The organism is Streptomyces sp. NPDC006265, from assembly GCF_040613555.1.
Classification (GTDB): domain Bacteria; phylum Actinomycetota; class Actinomycetes; order Streptomycetales; family Streptomycetaceae; genus Streptomyces.
On record NZ_JBEXSH010000104.1, the window covers coordinates 1 to 15,960 of the forward strand.

General features: G+C 71.9%; 15 protein-coding genes and 1 pseudogene. 8 read left to right on the forward strand and 8 right to left on the reverse strand.

The window, feature by feature from the left end; genetic code table 11:
• Nucleotides 1–201: SDR family NAD(P)-dependent oxidoreductase (locus ABZ281_RS11770; RefSeq protein WP_356654515.1), on the reverse strand; the 201-nt coding region annotated here is incomplete at its 3' end.
• A 221-nt stretch (nt 202–422) separates the two neighbouring features.
• Here ABZ281_RS11770 and ABZ281_RS11775 point away from each other — a divergent pair.
• A complete protein-coding gene (locus ABZ281_RS11775; protein ID WP_356654517.1) occupies nt 423–1,664 on the forward strand; it encodes a DUF1343 domain-containing protein in 1,242 nt (413 codons plus the stop codon).
• Nucleotides 1,665–1,756: 92 nt separating this feature from the next.
• Complete coding sequence (locus ABZ281_RS11780; RefSeq protein ID WP_356654519.1) at nt 1,757–3,073, forward strand: serine-threonine protein kinase; 1,317 nt, start codon at nt 1,757–1,759, stop codon at nt 3,071–3,073.
• 19 nt (nt 3,074–3,092) lie between these two features.
• Here ABZ281_RS11780 and ABZ281_RS11785 read toward each other — a convergent pair whose 3' ends face one another.
• Nucleotides 3,093–5,891 carry a penicillin acylase family protein gene (locus ABZ281_RS11785; RefSeq protein WP_356654521.1) on the reverse strand — a complete coding sequence of 933 codons (2,799 nt, stop codon included), beginning with the start codon at nt 5,889–5,891 and terminating at the stop codon, nt 3,093–3,095.
• Between the two features lie 266 nt (nt 5,892–6,157).
• Here ABZ281_RS11785 and ABZ281_RS11790 point away from each other — a divergent pair, with 266 nt between their 5' ends.
• Both ABZ281_RS11790 and ABZ281_RS11795 read left to right on the forward strand, forming a co-directional pair.
• Nucleotides 6,158–6,760 carry a hypothetical protein gene (locus ABZ281_RS11790; protein ID WP_356654523.1) on the forward strand — a complete coding sequence of 201 codons (603 nt, stop codon included), beginning with the start codon at nt 6,158–6,160 and terminating at the stop codon, nt 6,758–6,760.
• A gap of 75 nt (nt 6,761–6,835) precedes the next feature.
• Nucleotides 6,836–7,603: a 3-keto-5-aminohexanoate cleavage protein gene (locus ABZ281_RS11795; RefSeq protein WP_356654543.1), complete on the forward strand. Its 768-nt coding sequence runs from the start codon at nt 6,836–6,838 to the stop codon at nt 7,601–7,603.
• Here the strand turns inward: ABZ281_RS11795 and soxR are convergent.
• Nucleotides 7,560–8,027 carry a redox-sensitive transcriptional activator SoxR gene (soxR, locus tag ABZ281_RS11800; RefSeq protein ID WP_356654525.1) on the reverse strand — a complete coding sequence of 156 codons (468 nt, stop codon included), beginning with the start codon at nt 8,025–8,027 and terminating at the stop codon, nt 7,560–7,562. The two genes, ABZ281_RS11795 and soxR, sit on opposite strands and share 44 nt — an antisense overlap.
• 109 nt (nt 8,028–8,136) lie before the next feature.
• Here soxR and ABZ281_RS11805 point away from each other — a divergent pair, with 109 nt between their 5' ends.
• Nucleotides 8,137–8,598 (forward strand): MaoC family dehydratase, encoded by a 462-nt coding sequence (locus ABZ281_RS11805; RefSeq protein WP_356654527.1) that lies wholly within the window; start codon nt 8,137–8,139, stop codon nt 8,596–8,598.
• Between the two features lie 18 nt (nt 8,599–8,616).
• Here ABZ281_RS11805 and ABZ281_RS11810 read toward each other — a convergent pair whose 3' ends face one another.
• The 3 genes from ABZ281_RS11810 to ABZ281_RS11820 form a co-directional block, all read right to left on the reverse strand.
• Nucleotides 8,617–9,252 carry a TetR/AcrR family transcriptional regulator gene (locus tag ABZ281_RS11810; protein WP_356654529.1) on the reverse strand — a complete coding sequence of 212 codons (636 nt, stop codon included), beginning with the start codon at nt 9,250–9,252 and terminating at the stop codon, nt 8,617–8,619.
• Between the two features lie 69 nt (nt 9,253–9,321).
• Nucleotides 9,322–9,567 (reverse strand): YiaA/YiaB family inner membrane protein, encoded by a 246-nt coding sequence (locus ABZ281_RS11815; protein ID WP_356654531.1) that lies wholly within the window; start codon nt 9,565–9,567, stop codon nt 9,322–9,324.
• A gap of 60 nt (nt 9,568–9,627) precedes the next feature.
• Nucleotides 9,628–10,779 (reverse strand): acyl-CoA dehydrogenase family protein, encoded by a 1,152-nt coding sequence (locus ABZ281_RS11820; RefSeq protein ID WP_356654533.1) that lies wholly within the window; start codon nt 10,777–10,779, stop codon nt 9,628–9,630.
• A 76-nt stretch (nt 10,780–10,855) separates the two neighbouring features.
• Here ABZ281_RS11820 and ABZ281_RS11825 point away from each other — a divergent pair, with 76 nt between their 5' ends.
• From ABZ281_RS11825 to ABZ281_RS11835, 3 genes and pseudogenes are all read left to right on the forward strand, one after another.
• On the forward strand, nt 10,856–11,497 hold the full coding sequence (locus ABZ281_RS11825; RefSeq protein WP_356654535.1) for a TetR/AcrR family transcriptional regulator: 642 nt from the start codon (nt 10,856–10,858) through the stop codon (nt 11,495–11,497).
• A 58-nt stretch (nt 11,498–11,555) separates the two neighbouring features.
• Nucleotides 11,556–12,266: a winged helix-turn-helix domain-containing protein gene (locus ABZ281_RS11830; RefSeq protein WP_356654537.1), complete on the forward strand. Its 711-nt coding sequence runs from the start codon at nt 11,556–11,558 to the stop codon at nt 12,264–12,266.
• Nucleotides 12,267–12,293: 27 nt separating this feature from the next.
• Nucleotides 12,294–12,701: pseudogene (locus ABZ281_RS11835) on the forward strand (DMT family transporter); the annotation flags it as partial.
• Here the strand turns inward: ABZ281_RS11835 and ABZ281_RS11840 are convergent.
• Together ABZ281_RS11840 and ABZ281_RS11845 are read right to left on the reverse strand one after the other, a co-directional pair.
• Nucleotides 12,610–14,238: an FAD-dependent monooxygenase gene (locus ABZ281_RS11840; RefSeq protein ID WP_356654539.1), complete on the reverse strand. Its 1,629-nt coding sequence runs from the start codon at nt 14,236–14,238 to the stop codon at nt 12,610–12,612. The pseudogene ABZ281_RS11835 and the gene ABZ281_RS11840 sit on opposite strands and share 92 nt — an antisense overlap.
• 127 nt (nt 14,239–14,365) lie before the next feature.
• A complete protein-coding gene (locus ABZ281_RS11845; protein WP_356654541.1) occupies nt 14,366–15,616 on the reverse strand; it encodes a cation:proton antiporter in 1,251 nt (416 codons plus the stop codon).
• Between the last annotated feature and the right edge of the window lie 344 nt (nt 15,617–15,960).

The window sequence follows — 15,960 nt, forward strand, 5'->3', positions numbered from 1 at the left end:
GCGCCGCGCAGCCGTCGGTGAGGCGTCGCCGGGCATGGGGACGCCGCCGATGTCGCCGGCGACCTGCTTGGCCCGCTCGGCGTCGAGGTCGTTGACGACGACCCGGGCCCCTTCGGCGGCGAAACGCCGGGCGAGCGCGGCCCCGATCCCGCCGCCGGCCCCCGTGACAACGACTCCGGCCTCTTGAAAGGCTCCCACCATCGGTCTCCTCAGTCGCGGATCGGCTACGGCGCCAGACTAACCGGTCGGTATGTACCAGGGAAGGGGCGTCGACAGCGTCCCTGAAAGGGGCGCGGGGCTGTACCGGTCGTGCGGCTGCGCCGCGGAGCGCGACAAGCCACAGGCGGCCCGCGGCCTCCCCGCAACCCGCGGGAGCGCATACCGTGCCCATGCCGACCGTCCCCGCTCAAGGAGGTCACCGTATGCGCCCTTCCAGACGAGCCGTCATCACCACCGCCACGGCGGCAGCAGCAGCCTTATCGGCACCATCCCCCGCCTCCGCCGCCCAGCGCCACAGGCGCCTGCGGACCGGCTTCGAACGACTCGCCCAGGACGGCTACTCCCTGCTCGACGGCGAGAAGGTCGGGATCGTCACCAACCCCACCGGCATCACCGGCGACGCCCGCCACATCGTCGACATCATGCACGCCGACGCCCGCGTCGGCCTCACCGCCGTCTTCGGCCCCGAGCACGGCTTCCGCGGCACCGCCCAGGCCGGCGGCTCCGAGGACCGCTACGACGACCCGGCGACCGGCCTGCCCGTCTACGACACGTACCTCAAGAGCGGCCGGGCGCTCGCGGACATCTTCACCGCGGCCGACGTGGACACGGTCGTCTTCGACATCCAGGACGTCGGCGCCCGCTTCTACACGTACATCTGGACCCTGTACGACTGCATGGAGGCCGCCCAGCTCGCCGGCAAGCGGTTCGTCGTCCTGGACCGGCCGAACCCGGTGACCGGCCGTGCGGCCCTCGGCCCGGTCCTGCACAAGGAGTTCGCCACGTTCGTCGGGCGGCAGCCCGTCTCCCAGGCCCACGGAATGACCGTCGCCGAGCTGGCGCGGCTGTTCAACGAGGAGTTCCTGACCGAGGCCGTGCCGCTGGAGACCGTGACGATGTCGGGCTGGAAGCGCTCGGACTTCTACGACGCTTCCGGGCTGCCCTGGGTGCCGCCGAGCCCGAACATGCCGACGCCGGAGACGGCCCTGGTCTACTCGGGAACGTGCCTGTTCGAGGGCACCAACCTGTCGGAGGGGCGCGGCACGACCCGGCCGTTCGAGCTGCTGGGCGCGGAGGGCGTCGACCGGCGCTGGGCGGCCGCGGCGAACCGACTCGCCCTGCCCGGAGTGCGGTTCAGGGAGGCGTACTTCGCACCCACGTTCTCGAAGTACCAGGGGAAGACGATCGGCGGCGTGCAGGTGCATGTGCACGACCGGGCCGCGTTCGATCCGGTGCGGACGGGAATCGCCCTGCTCGTCACCGCCAAGCAGGTCTGGAGCGGTTTCGCCTGGCGCCCGGACAACTGGATCGACAAGCTCACCGGCTCCACCCGCGTGCGGACGATGATCGACGCGGGCGGGGACACCGACGCGGTGGTGGCGGGGTGGCAGCAGGATCTGGCGGTGTTCCGCAGGACGCGGCGGAAGTACCTGCTCTACCGCTGAGTCGAATGCGCCCGTGACGTATGGCCAAGCTCCCCCGTTGGCAGGACGATGCGCCCACATCGTGGCGTCACCCGGGGACCAGGGGGCCTGTCATGGCGGATCCGGCGATGAGTGTGACTCCCTACTGGGAGCTGACGTTCGACGCGGACGGGGACCCAGGGGGCCGCGGGCGCGACCGGCTGCTCGCCGGAGTGACCGAGCGGGGGGTGCGCGATCTGATCGTCTTCGCGCACGGCTGGAACAGCGACCGCTCGGGCGCGACCCGCCTCTACGACCGCTTCTTCGCGCCCGTGCCGCGGCTGGCCCCGGCGGCCCGGGTCGGGTACGTCGGGGTGCTGTGGCCGGCGATGCGGTTCTCCGACGAGCCGATCCCGGACTTCCCGCGGGCCGTGGCGGCCGAGCCGGCGAGGCGCCCGGTGCTGGACAAGGACACCCGGCACGCGCTGCTGGAGACGTTCCCGGGCCGGGCGATCCTCGTCGACCAGATCGCCCGGCTGCTGGAGCAGCAGCCTCCGGAGGAGGCCGAGCTGGAGGAGTTCGGGCGGCTGGTGCGGACGCTGGTGGAGGTGGTGGCGCCCGGACCGCAGGCGCTGTTCGCCGCGGACACGGTGGCGGAGGGCGTGCCGCAGAGCGAACCGGAGATGTTCGCCGGGTCGTCGGCGGCGGCCTGTGAGGGGTTCGCGCGGGCACTGGCGGAGCTCGAAGCGTCCGGGCCGCAGGAGGGATTCAGGATCCCCAACCCCTGGGACGGCGCGCACGAACTGCTGCGGCAGGCGACGTACTACGCGATGAAGCGGCGTGCGGGAACCGTCGGGGGGCGGGGCCTGGGCCGGGTCGTCGGGCAGCTCGCGAAGGCGGCTCCGAAGGTGCGGGTGCACCTGGTCGGGCACAGTTTCGGCGCGCGGCTGGTGTCGTTCGCGCTGCGGGGCCTTCCCGAAGGCGTGCGCACGGTGAAGTCGGTGACGCTGCTCCAAGGGGCTTTCTCGCACTACGCGTTCGCGGCCCGGCTGCCGCACGACGCCCGGGCCGGAGGGGTGCTCCAGGGGCAGCAGAACCGCGTCGACGGGCCCCTGGTGTGCTGCCACTCCCGGCACGACGCGGCCCTGGGCACGATGTATCCGCTGGCCTCGCGCATGGCGGGCGACAGCCGGTCGGCCACCGGGCTGAGCATGGGGCACGCCCTGCGCGCCAAGTGGGGCGCGATGGGCCACGACGGGGTGCAGGCGGTGCCGGGCACGCGTGCGTACACCCTCGCCGAGGCCCTGGAGACGAGACTGCCCGCCTCGGGGTGCGTGAACGTCGACGCGGCGGCGGTGGTCAGACACGGCGGGCCGCCGGCCGGTGCGCACAGCGACATCCTGCACGCGGAGCTGGCCCGGCTGGTCCTGGCGGCGGGCCGCGTGCGCTGACCCGCCGCCGGTTCACGCGTCAGCGGTGTGACGTGAACTCCACGACCTGCTGGTAGGTCGGCCGGTTCTGCCAGCCGATCTTGCCGTGCTTGATGCCGCCGAGGGTGCGGTGGTTGATCGAGTCGGCGCACCACTGGTCGCCCGCCGCGCACACGTCGTCGCCGGGGTAGACCTGGGCCGCGGTCTTCGCGGCCGCCTGCTTCAGGGTGCCGATGAGGGTGTCCCGGCAGGCTCCGAGACTGCCGTCACCGCAGTACGTGCGGGTCAGCGGCCCCTTCACCTGCTCACCGAGCACCGTGCGGATGTCCTTGTCGACGTAGCTCCACCAGCCGTACTGGAAGGAGCTTCCCGCGTGCGAGCCGGTCGGGCCGTGCGCGGCCGACGGGGACTCGTCGACGGGGAGGTTGGCGGTGACGGCCGTGTACAGGTCGCTGCCGAGGCCCGGTTCGAACTCGGCCTTGACCAGCAGGGGCCACCAGGCGTCCAGAATGCGGATCGCGTCGGCGTCGGCGTACTTCTTCGAGCCGGCGGCGGTCTCCGTGCGCTTGCCGCCGCCGGTGACCCAGGCCTGGAGTTTGCTCACGGCGGCCGCCGCGGTCGGGTCGGTGACGGGCGAGCCGGTGACGACCTTCAGGAGCTTGGGCAGGACGTCCTCGGCCCGCAGATCGGCCAGCGCGGCGTCGGCCATGGCCTTCACCAGGACGGACCGGGTCACCCCACCCTGCCGGACCAGCTTCTTCACCCGGTCCTCGAGGAGGTTGCCGCGGTGCACGGACCCGTTGCCCCAGGGCGCGGTCGTGTAGTCCCTGGCCTGCTTGTTGTTCCAGGAGACGTAGTAGTCCTGGTCGATGGAGTTGGGGTGGGCGGAGGGCGGGGTGTAGTCGGCCGTGTTGGTCGCCGGGTCCCAGCCGCGCCACTCGTACGCCGGGCGTGCCCACGCCGGGAACTCGGCGTCGACACCGCTCGCGCGGACCGGGTTGTCGCCGCTGTTGTAGTACGCGGTGTGCTCGGAATCGGCGTAGAACCAGTTGAAGGTGTAGTTGATGTGCTGCACGGCCTTCTGGAAGGACTCGGGGCCCTTGACGTAGTCCGGGTCGTTCAGCATCTGGAAGCCGATGATGGAGTCGGCCTCGTGCATGAAGGACGAGCGCAGGGTGGTGTAGGCGACCCGCTTGCCGCCGACCGTCGCGCGGTACTCGACGGGGCCGTACTTCGTGCGCCAGACGCGCATGGTGTACGAGCCCGCCGCGGTGCCGTCGGCGACCGTGGGCTTCCAGGCGTTCTTCTGTTCGATCTTCTCCATCGGCGTGCAGGTGCCGCGGTACAGGTAATGGTAGTCGTCCTGGCACAGTTCGACGGCGTAGGAGTCGATGATGTCCTGGCCGGAGGTCGTGGCGCTCCACGCGTAGTCCTGGCCGCGGCCGAGCTCGACGTACATGCTCAGGCCGGCGAAGGAGGCGCCACGGGCGCTGATGCCCGGGCCCTGGATCTCCTGGAGCAGAAGCAGTTGGGGCGCGAAGTAGCCGGTCTGCGGGCCGAACACGGCGACGGGGTGGCCGCTGGCGGTGTGCTCGCCGCTGACCACGAGGGCGTTGGACATGCCGCGCTTGGCGGAGGACCGGGCGGCCTTGGCGGCGTCGCCGGACGCCCCGGCCGCACTGGACGCGGTGGCGCTGCCGGTGCGGTCGTACACGAGCGGCTCCGGCTCCACCGACCCGGTGTCGGGCAGGGCCGTGCCCTGCGGGTCGTCCGGCTTGGTCCCGTACGGGAAGCTGCCGTCGCGCTGGGTGAGGACGGCCTCCGGGTCGTTGCGCATCCGGAAGGACTCCCAGACCTTGGTGCCCTCGGTGACGCCGTACTTCTCCTGGGCGGCCAGGAGCGAGAGGGCGTTGTTCACCTCGCCGCCTCCGCCGGAGCCGAACAGCGCGCCGATGACGGAGGCCAGCGCGACCAGGTCGGTGATCTTGAAGTGCTCGATGGTTCCGGCGTTGGTGACTGAGTCCTTGTGCCCGGTGAGTACGTACTCACCGGGGAAGGTGCGCCCGCTGTCGGAGGCGTCGATGTAGGAGTTGATGCCGTCGAGGTAGGCCCTGGCGTCGGCGAGGGCCTGCTGTCCGCGTTCGCCGTTGGTGGCGACGGCGTTGTCGATCTGCGCCTGCAGATCGGCCTCGCGGTACGGGGCGTGCCGCCAGAACTGCTGCTCGAGGCCCTGGTTGGAGGGTGCTCCGCCCGCGAAGGAGGTCAGCTGACCGCGCCCGACGTGCCGGAAGACGTCCATCAGCCACAGCCGGTCCTGGGCCGCCGCATAGCCGACGCCGAACTCCGTGCCGTATCTGGTGGTACCGGTGATGTGCGGCACACCGGTCTTCTTGTCCCGGACGATCGTCACGTCACCGCGTCCGGCGGGTTTGACGCTGGAGGCGACCTGGTCGGCGGGCACCCCGAAGGACGCGTCGTTGAAGAAATTGTTGATCTTGTCGTTGGTGAGGCCGGGGTAGCCCTTGGCGAGGTTGGCGTAGGGCCCGAGCTGGTCCTCGGCGTGCTCGGGCTGGGTGCCGAAGGCCTGGTTGAGGAGGATCTGGGCGAGGGTGGCGTTGCCGTTCTGGCCGGGCGGGAGGATGTCCGAACACTGGTTGCCGCAGTGGTCGTTCGCCGCGGCCGTGACCTGCGCTGTCGCTGCTTCCGAGGCGGCGGCCGGGGCAAGCGGCGACAAGAGACCCGCGATCAGGGTGCATACCGATGCTGTCTTCAGGAACCCGGGGATTCCGCTGGGAGTTCTCATTCTGTCGAGAACGGTGCGTGGGGCACGCCGTGGCATGGGGGGGGCTCCTCCCGACGGGGGTGGGCGGGATGTTACCGCCGGTATCCCCCGGCTTGAAGATGAACAAGCGTCACTTTTTGAAGTCAGCACAACAGGCACACGGATCACGGCAGTCGACTCGCGAGCCTCTTCGGGCCGCTTATGGAGGCCATTTGAAATCGGATGGAGCCGAATCGCTTGTCGATACGTCTATTCGGCGACGTCCGTACGACGACGCCGAAGTGACCGGATTACAGGTGCAGGTGTGACGGAGGTGCAGGACGATGGCCGGTTTCCGGAGTCTGGCGAGACAGGTCCGCGATCCGCGGTGCGATCTGGCCTTGCGGCGTTATTCGCTGCGCAAGTGCCTTGAGAGGTTCGCACCTTACGGACACAGGGCGACCTGGGACCATCTGTGCTCCCGGGCGGGGTTCGGTCCCGAGGACCGCTCCCCCGATCCGGTGCGGCTCGTGGCCGCACTGGACGAACTGGAGGAGGCGCGGGCGGTCTGGCTGGCCTACGAGGTCGAGTTCGCCGAGCGCCGCAAGAAGGAGAAGCACGACGGGCTGCGCAGGCCGGGCAGTGTGGACGACTGGCACCGGCTGACCTGGGGCGGTTTCGGTGTGGCATGGTGCGACGATCCGGCGGTCCATCCCCGTGAACCGCTGGCCGAGGTGCTGCGCCGGCTGATCGCCGCGCTGGAGCGCGAGCCGGGCTCGGAATGCCCGGTGTGCGACGGGCATCGACTCGTCTGGAGGTACGACCTGGACCACGAACCCTCGTCCGGTCCGGTCTGCACGGACTGCGGAATCCTGGTGCCGCGTCCCGTGCTCACGCCCGAGTCCCTGGCGTACGCCCGGCGTACGAAATTGTTGGTGTCGGCTTGACGGATGCGGGTGCGCGGGGGGTGCGCCGGGGATGCCGCACCCCCACTGTCGGTGGTGACTGGCACCATCGACGGCATGATGCAGGTGTGCCTGAACGGTTCACGGACGGCCGCTGACGGTGTGGCCGTGCCGCTGACACCCGAGTCGATGGCCGACTCGGCCGCCGAGGCCGTCGCCGCCGGGGCGACGGACATCCATGTCCACCCCAAGACGCCCTGCGGGCGGGACACGTTGTCGCCGCGGGTTCTCGCGCCGGTGCTGTCGGCGATCCGGGCGCGGGTACCGGTGCCGGTGGGTGTGACCACGGGCGCGTGGGCGGAGCCCGGCCCCGCCACCCGGCTGGAGCGGATACGCGACTGGACCGTGCTGCCCGACCACGCCTCGGTCAACTGGCACGAGCCGGGGGCGGAGGAGACGGCCGCGCTGCTCATGGAGCTCGGGGTGGGTGTGGAGGCCGGCATCTGGTCGGGCACGGACGGGGCCGAGAAGTTCGCGGTCTCACCGCTCGGGCCGAAGGTCCTGCGGGTCCTGGCGGAGGTGACGGACACGGACCCGTCGGTCGCCACTTCCTCCGCGCGGGCACTGCTGTCCGGCCTCGGGACCGCGCACGGACGCCCGGTGCTGCTGCACGGCGAGGACGGGGGCGCCTGGCCGGTGCTGCGGCTCGCGGGCCTGCTGGGCCTGGCCACCCGGATCGGACTGGAGGACGTCCTGGTCCTGCCGGACGGGGAGCGTGCGGGGTCGAACGCGGAACTGGTCGCGGCCGGGCTGGCGGAGTACGGGGCGAGCCGGGCGGGTGTTACCCGCGACCACCCCGGTCGGCCATCAGGCGGGAACCCGTGAGGCGTTCGCCGAAGACGTCGTCGGGGTTGGACAGGACGCAGGTGTCGAGGGAGAGGCAGCCGCAGCCGATGCAGTCGGCGAGGTGATCCCGGAGCCGGTTCAGCTGCTTGATGCGCTCCTCCAGTTCGGTGCGCCAGACTTCGGAGAGGTGCGCCCAGTCCTCCCGGGTGGGCGTGCGCTCCTCGGGGAGTTCCGCGAGCGCTTCGCGGATCGTCGCCAGGGGGATGCCGACCCGTTGCGCGGCCCGGATGAAGGCGACCCGGCGGAGCGTGTCACGGGAGTAGCGGCGCTGGTTGCCCGAGGTCCGCCGACTGATGATCAGGCCCTTGGACTCGTAGAAGTGCAGGGCCGAGACGGCGGCGCCGCTGCGCGCCGCGAGCTGGCCGACCGTGAGCTCATGGATCTTCTCTGGAATCCGGTGCACCCCTCGAACCCTACCGAGTCCGTTGACACAGCCCCCACGGCCGACCATGCTAAGCAGTCGCTTAGAAATTGAGCGCGCAGACCCCCTGCACACGAGAGGCCTGGAAGACATGGCAGAGCCGAGGACCTTCACGTCCGTCGACGACCTGAAGTCGGCGGTGGGCGAACAACTGGGGTACACCGACTGGCTCGACATCGACCAGAAGCGGATCGGCCTCTTCGCGGAGGCCACCGGCGACCACCAGTGGATCCACGTCGACCCGGAGAGGGCCGCAGCCGGCCCCTTCGGCACCACCATCGCGCACGGCTATCTGACCCTGTCGCTGCTTCCTCTCTTCGGACCGCAGCTGATCGCCGTCGAGGGCGTGAAGATGGGTGTCAACTACGGCACGAACAAGGTGCGTTTCCCGGCCCCGGTCCCCGTCGGCTCCCGGCTGCGGGCCACGGCGACGATCAGCGCCGTCGACGAGGTGCCGGGCGGCGTCCAGGTGGCCGTCGCCTTCAGCGTCGAGCGCGAGGGCGGCGACAAGCCGGTCTGCGTCGCCGAGTCCGTGGCGCGCTACTACTTCTGAGGCCCCGGCTCCCGGACCTCAGGCCGCCGCACCCCGGGCCCCGACCATCCGCAGCACGAGGTCGGCGTACAACTCGCCGACCTGCTCCGGCGTCCGGGGCCCGTCGACGTTGAACCACCGCGCCACGTCGATGCAGAGGGACAGCACGGCCAGCGTCGTGCCGTGCACGTCGATGACCTCGAACTCGCCCGAGCGCGCGCCCTCCTCGATGATCCCACGCACCTCACCGTCGACCTTGCGCCGGAGCGCGAGGATCTCGGCGCGGGCGTCGGGCCCGAGCGAGTCGAGTTCGTACTGCACCACCCGCGCGGTGGTACGCCCGCCCGCGTGCCAGCGCACGAAGGAGCTCACCGCGTCGGCGAGCCGCTCGGTGGGGCTGCCCTCGCGCCGGGACGCCGTCCGCAGGATCTCCAGGGCCTTCTCGTGCCCGATCCTGCTGATGCGGTGCAGCAGCTCTTCCTTGGTCTTGTAGTGGATGTAGAGCGCCGCCGGGCTCATCCCGGCGCGGCCCGCGATGTCGCGGGTCGTCGTGGCGTGGTAGCCACGCTCGGCGAAGGCCTCCACCGCGGCGACCAGCAGCCGCCGCGCCGCGTCGGGCGTGACCTCGCCCCACGCCTGCGCCTCGCCGCCGGCCGTCTCCTCCGCCGTACTCATCGCTCGCCCCTCTCCACTGGCAGGAGCAACACCATACCGCCGAAGGTGAGCGAGCGCTTAGTGTGCCGCTCAGCGCTTCTCGAAGGGGGCGTACGAGGGGGCCGCCCCCTCCTGCCGGTCCCGGATCACCTTGGACAGGGTGAAAGCCGAGGTGACCAGGTACAGGACGGCGATCGCGAGGAAGGCCCGCACCCAGGCGTCGGCGCTCAGCTGGTAGATGCCGATGGCGGTGGCCGCCATGGCGACGGCGAAGGAGGCGACGGCCTGGCCGTAGAAGGCGGCCGTGTTCTGCTGCTTGCCCGGTGTGTCACTCATGGGGGAAAGCATCGGCGGACGTGGCCCGCGCCACATCCGCCGAAGTACTCAGGCGCGTACTCAGAACGCCGAGACCCCCGTCAGCGCCCGCCCGATGACCAGCTTCTGGATCTGGCTCGTGCCCTCGTAGAGGGTCATCACGCGGGCGTCCCGCAGCAGCTTGCCCGCCGGGTACTCGTCGATGTAGCCGTAGCCGCCGAAGACCTGGAGCGCGTTGTTCGCGGCGCGGACGGCGGCCTCCGAGGCGAACAGCTTGGCCTTGGACGACTCCACGGCGAACGGCCGCCCCCGGTCGATCAGGTCGGCGACCCGCCAGGTGAGCAGCCGGGCGGCGTCGACGTCCAGGGCGATGTCGCTGATCAGCTCCTGGACGAGCTGGTGGTGGGCGATGGTCTTGCCGAACTGCTCGCGCTCCCCCGCGTACCGCACGGCCGCGTCGAGGGCGGCCTGGGTTATGCCGACACAGCCCGCGGCGACCGACATCCGGCCCTTGGCGAGAGCCGACATGGCGATCGAGAAGCCCTTGCCCTCCTCCCCCAGCAGGGCGGAGGCCGGTACGCGCACGTCCTCCAGGACGAGTTCGGCGGTGGCCTGGCCGCGCAGGCCGAGCTTGCCGTGGATGGTGCGGCGGGTCAGGCCGGGCGTGTCGGTGGGGACGAGGAAGGCGGAGACGCCCTTGTGGCCGGGGGCGTCCGTGGAGCGGGCGAAGAGCAGGACGACATCGGCCCAGGTGCCGTTGGTGATGAACATCTTGGTGCCGTTGAGGACGTAGTCGTCGCCGTCCCGTACCGCCCGGGTCGCGAGACTGCCCGCGTCCGAGCCGGTGCCCGGCTCGGTCAGGCCGAAGCAGCCGATCGACGCGCCGGAGGTCAGCCCGGGCAGCCAGCGCCGCTTCTGCTCCTCGCTCCCATGGGCGGCGACGGTCTTGGCGACCAGCCCGAGGGAGACCGAGACGATGCCGCGCACCGACGAGTCGCCGCGGCCCAGCTCCTCCGTGACCAGGCAGTACGTGAGGTGGTCGCCGCCGGAGCCGCCGTACTCCTCGTCGATCGTCAGGCCCAGGAAGCCGACCTCGCCGAGCTTCTTCACGATCGCCCGGTCGACCTCCTCGGCGCGGTCCCAGGCGACGACGTGTGGGGTGATCTCGCGCTCCACGAAGTCCCGCGCGAGCTGCCGGACCGCGTTCTGCTCCTCGCTGAGCTCCAGATTCACCACAGGTCACCCCATTGAAAGCCGTACATTTAAATTAGCACTGCTAGTTTCTCTGCGCAGCCCTACTATGTGCGCCATGGCCCGACCGCGCAAGCCCTTGCTCAGCACCGACCGGATCGTCGAGGCGGCCCGTGCGCTCGTGGACGCGGAGGGTCTGGCCGCCGTCTCCACGCGGCGGCTCGCCGCCGAACTGGGGGTCAGCGGGCCCTCGCTGTACAACCACTTCCGCACCAAGGACGAGATCCTGGAGGCGGTCGCCGACTCCGTGAGCGGCCAGGTCGACCTGTCGATGTTCCAGGACGGCCGCGACTGGCGGACCGCGCTGCACGACTGGGCCGTCTCCTACCGGGCCGCCCTGCGCGACCACCCGAACATCGTCCCGGTGCTGGCCCGCGGCCCCGGCCGCCGCCCGGCCGGACTGCGCCTCGCGGACGCCGTCTACGGCGCGATGGTCGCCGCCGGCTGGCCGCCGGCGCAGGCCACGTCGATCGGCGCGCTGATGCGGTACTTCGTGATGGGCTCCGCGCTCGGTTCCTTCGCCGGGGGTTTCGTGGACGACGCGAGCGCCTACGACCCCGCCGACTACCCCCATCTCCAGCAGGCCCATCGCCTCGCCGAGCAGCAGGAGAAGATCGACGAGCGCGCCTTCGAGACCGGGCTGACGGCCCTGCTGGACGGGCTGGCGCAGCAGTACGAGCAGGTGCGGCGGACGGCGTAGGACCGCGCCGCGGACGCTTCGGCGACGGCCGAACCGTCCGTGTTCCATGCTGGGGGGCATGACGACGAGGGACCCGCAGGCGACCGCCCTTGCCCGGCTCGCCGCGCTGTTCGCGGACGAGACCCGGGCCGCGTGTCTGCTGGCACTGCTGGACGGGCGGGCCTGGACCGCGAGCGAGCTGGCACGGCACGCGGGCGTGGCCGCGTCGACGCTGAGCGAGCACCTGGGCCGGCTCGTGGCGGGCGGACTGCTCGCCGAGGAGCGCCAGGGCCGGCACCGGTACGTCCGGCTGGCCGACGCCCGCGTCGCCCAGCTGGTGGAGGACCTGGCCGCCCAGGTCTCTCCGGGCACGGCCGTACGACCGCGGAACCTTCGGGAGTCGAGCGCCGGTTCGGCGATGGCCCGGGGCCGCACCTGCTACGACCATCTCGCCGGGCGGCTCGGCATCGCGGTCACCGACGCCCTGACGGCACGTGGGCTGCTGGAGCAGGAGACGGGGTTCGCGCTCACCGACGCCGGGCTGGCCTGGTTCGCGTCGGCCGGGATCGGCCTCGAACGGCGGGGCCGCCGCCCCCTGGCCCGGGCCTGTCTCGACTGGACCGAACGCCGGCCCCACCTCGCGGGCGTCGCGGGTGCGGCCCTGTGCCGGCACGCCCTGGACACGGGCTGGTGCGTGCGCATCGGCTCGGAACGGGCCGTGAAGGTGACGACGGCCGGTGAACGCGCCCTGCGGGACCTGCTGGGGGTGGAGGCGATGGCGTTGCACTAGCCACGCACGGTGACCCGTCCGACGGCACGGCTGCTGGCGGGGATGGCGGTGTCGTTCGCCGGTGCCGTGACGGTGGGTCTGTCGATGTCGGGCGAGGGCGGTTCCTCGGTGCTCGGCGTGGTGCTGTGCCTGCTGGCGGCGATCGCGTACGCCGGTGGTGTCGTGGCGCAGAAGCCGGCGCTGGGCACGGCGAGTCCGCTGCAGGTGACGACGTTCGGCTGCCTGGTCGGCGCGGTGCTGTGCCTGCCCTTCGCGGGGCAGCTCGTCCAGGAGGCCGCATCGGCGCCCGCCTCAGCGACGCTCAACATGGTCTACCTGGGCGTCTTCCCGACCGCGCTGGCCTTCACCACGTGGGCGTACGCCCTGTCGCGCACGACCGCGAGCAAGATGGGCGCGACGACGTACGCGGCGCCCGCGCTGGTCGTCCTGATGGCGCGAACTCTCCCGCCTCGTCCCGGAACACGGGCAGGTGCCTGCCGTTCGCGCCGGACGGGACGTGGCCGGCCTTCGCCGTGTCCGCGTCCCCGGGGGCGACGAGGAACGCGGGCAGCTTGCCGCCCGTCAGCCGGTCGGCGGTGGCCGCGGTGTCGCGGCAGGCGGTGAGCGCGTCGGCCGAGTCGGCGTAGAGGACCAGGACGTGTCCGCGGTCGCGCAGCAGGTCGTAGAGGCGCAGGGGCGTCGTGGCCAGGCTCGTGGTGAGGCCGCGGCAGTCGGGAGCCCGTGCGCCCGGGCCGGGGGAGTCCGCCTCCGCGGGGTCCGCGCCGTTCGTCGCGGTCAGGGGACTGTCCGGGTAGGCGACGAGCAGTTGCGCCTCGCGCAGCATCACCGTCGTCCTGTCGTCCGTCGCGGTCTGGACGCCGCCCGCCGTGGCATGCCGGACCGTGCGCCCGACCACCTCCTTACCGACGGGGCGGCGTTCGGCGTCGTAGCTGTCGAGGAGCCGGGGGTGGGCGCCGCCGTCCAGCATGAGGGCCAGCTTCCACGCCAGGTTGCAGGCGTCCTGGATACCGGTGTTCATGCCCTGCGCACCGGTCGGCGGGTGGATGTGCGCCGCGTCCCCGGCGACGAAGACCCGGCCCACGGAGTACCGGTCCACGAGACGGTGACTGATGCGGAAGACCGACGACCAGCGCAGCGCGGAGGCGGTGGCGGGCTCCGGCGACAGCCGGTCGACGACCGCCTGGATGTGCTCCAGGCGGGGCGCACGTGTGCCCTCCAGGCCGTGGGCCGTCTCGCCCGGCGCGGCGTTCTCGCCCTTCGTCGAGAGCTCGGGCGGCACCAGCATCGACATGCGGTACCGGCGCTCTCCGGGCAGCGGGATGCAGACCAGGGCGTCGTCGATACGGCCGTCGGCGCCGTGGTGCATGGACCGCACCCCGTAGCCCTCCGGAAGGTTCCAGTCCACCTCCACGTCGGCGAGCATGTACTCCTCCGGGAAGGCGCCCCCCTCGAAGGTGAGCCCGAGCCCTTTGCGGACGGTGCTGTGGGCCCCGTCGCAGCCGACCAGGAAGCGCGACCGGAGCTCCTCCCGCGCATCGGACGCCGTGGCGATCCGGCTCACGACCCCGTCCGCGTCCTGCGTGAACCCCAGCAGCTCCGTGCCCCGCTCGATGCCGGTGCCGAAGCGGGCGAGGTGCTCCTCGATGATCCGCTCCGTGTCGTACTGCGGCAGGGCCGCGAAGCCGTACGGGACCTCCGGCGGCAGCCGCAACTCGAGGCGCGCCTGCTCGACGCCGTCGGCGTACGTCAGCTGCCCGCGCAGCGGCACGGCGGCCTCCAGGGCGGCGCGCACCATGCCCATCCGGTCCCAGACCTCCAGCGTGCGCGGCTGCACGCCCACCGCCTTGGCGTAGGGCAGCCGGGCGGGCAGTCTGTCGATGATGCGGCAGGTGGCCCCCTGCCGCCGCAGCTCGGCCGCCGCGGTCAGTCCGACCGGTCCCGCGCCCACGATCAGTACGTCTGTGTCCACCACCGGCGTCTCCTGCCGAGAGCCCCCCTTCCGCTCTGCCTCCATGGTCCGCCGTCGGGAGACGATCAGCGACTTCACGGCGGCCGTGGCGAGTTCCCCCGGCACGTCCGGGACGACGCACCCGCTGCCGCTATGCGGAGGACCGCAGTCCGTCGGTCGCGGGCGGAACCTCGCCCCGTCCGGGTTGGCCGGCCGCCGGACGCCGGGGGAGACGCTGCTGCGGGGCCGCGGGCCGGCGGTTCTTCCCGGCTCGGTGGCGCGACCAGCAGCCGAACGCGATCTGCGCCCCGTAGTGCAGCAGATTGACCGTCACCACCGCCGGGGCGACGATGCCGACCGTCTTCGGAAAGTCACGTTCGAGGGTGAGGGCGAGCAGCACGGCCGTGAGCCCGTTCTGCTGGCCGATTCCCAGCAGGATCCGGTCCCTTCGCGACAGACCGCGGACGAAGAGCGGCATCAGCAGCACGGCCACCACCGCCTGCGCCGCGAACGCCGAGGCGCCGAGCAGCAGCCCCGGCGCGAGCGAGACCCCCTGGGCGACGAACAGGCCCAGCAGCACGGTGGCGAGCAGGAAGGCACTGGTGACCGCCCGCGCGAGAGGCCGGGTCAACACCCGCGTGCGCAGGAAGAGTCCGGCCACCGCCACGGCCAGCATGAGCATGTTCGCCGCGGCGAGCAGCAGCGTGGCCACGACCAGGAGGACGGCCAGTGGCGTCGCCGGGCGCCGGGTCCGCTCGGGCCGCTCCCCGGCCTGCCGCGCCGGCCACAGCCTGCCGCCCGCCCACCACGCCAGCAGGACACCGGCCAGCAGAAGGGCGTTGAGTACCAGGCCCAGGGCGTAACCACGGGCGCCGCCGCCCATCACCGAGGGCGTGCCGGTGTGCCCGGCCGCCGCGTAGGCGTAGCCGGCGACGTACAGCGTCAGCAGGACCGTCATCGGATCGTCGAAGGAGGCCCACGCCATGAGCAGGGAGCGGGCGCGCGGCGACATGTGCCGGTCCTCGCTGAGGGCGGCCACCGACAGCGGGTCGATCTGCGCGACGACGATGCCGAGGACCAGGTACTCCGGGCGGTCGAAGGCCAGGACCATGACGCCCGAGATCATCGCCGCCTTGAGGACGACTCCCAGCGTGACCGCGGCCACCACGCCCCGCAGGTCACGGCGCAGATCGGCGAGATCGATGCCGTACGTGCTGCCGTACAGCCCCACGGCGAGCAGCAGCCCCGTGGTGACGACGTATCCGGTGGTGCCGACAAGGGGCGACGGGTCCGCCGCCAGGCCGATCAGAGTTCCCAGAGCCAGCGCACCCAGCGCACCCAGCAGAACGGCCGGAACCGCCGGCAGCTTCCGCCGGCCACGGTCGCGTCGGGATGTCTCCACTTGCTTCCCCCCATCCCCCGGTGTTGCGCCGCGAGCGCAGTCGGGCCACAGGCACCTCGTGCGCTTGTCGATACGGATGTGCAACCGCGAGAGCAATCAAGCGTAGATGTCGGTAAATGGACGGCGTAACACCATTGCCGGCCGTTCCTTGCGCCGTGCCCGGTGGCGAGTGCCGCTGAACTCCCTTCACCCATGGGGTGGATCCACGGCGCCTCGGCCGGTGCGCCCCCGTCCGGCCGCCGCCCCGGCGGGTGGCGGCGCACGCGCCGGTGGGCCGTACGCGGCCCGCGGAAGCCGGTGCCCCCGGCACATGGCGAGGGGCAGAGAGGGAAACCCCCCCCAAG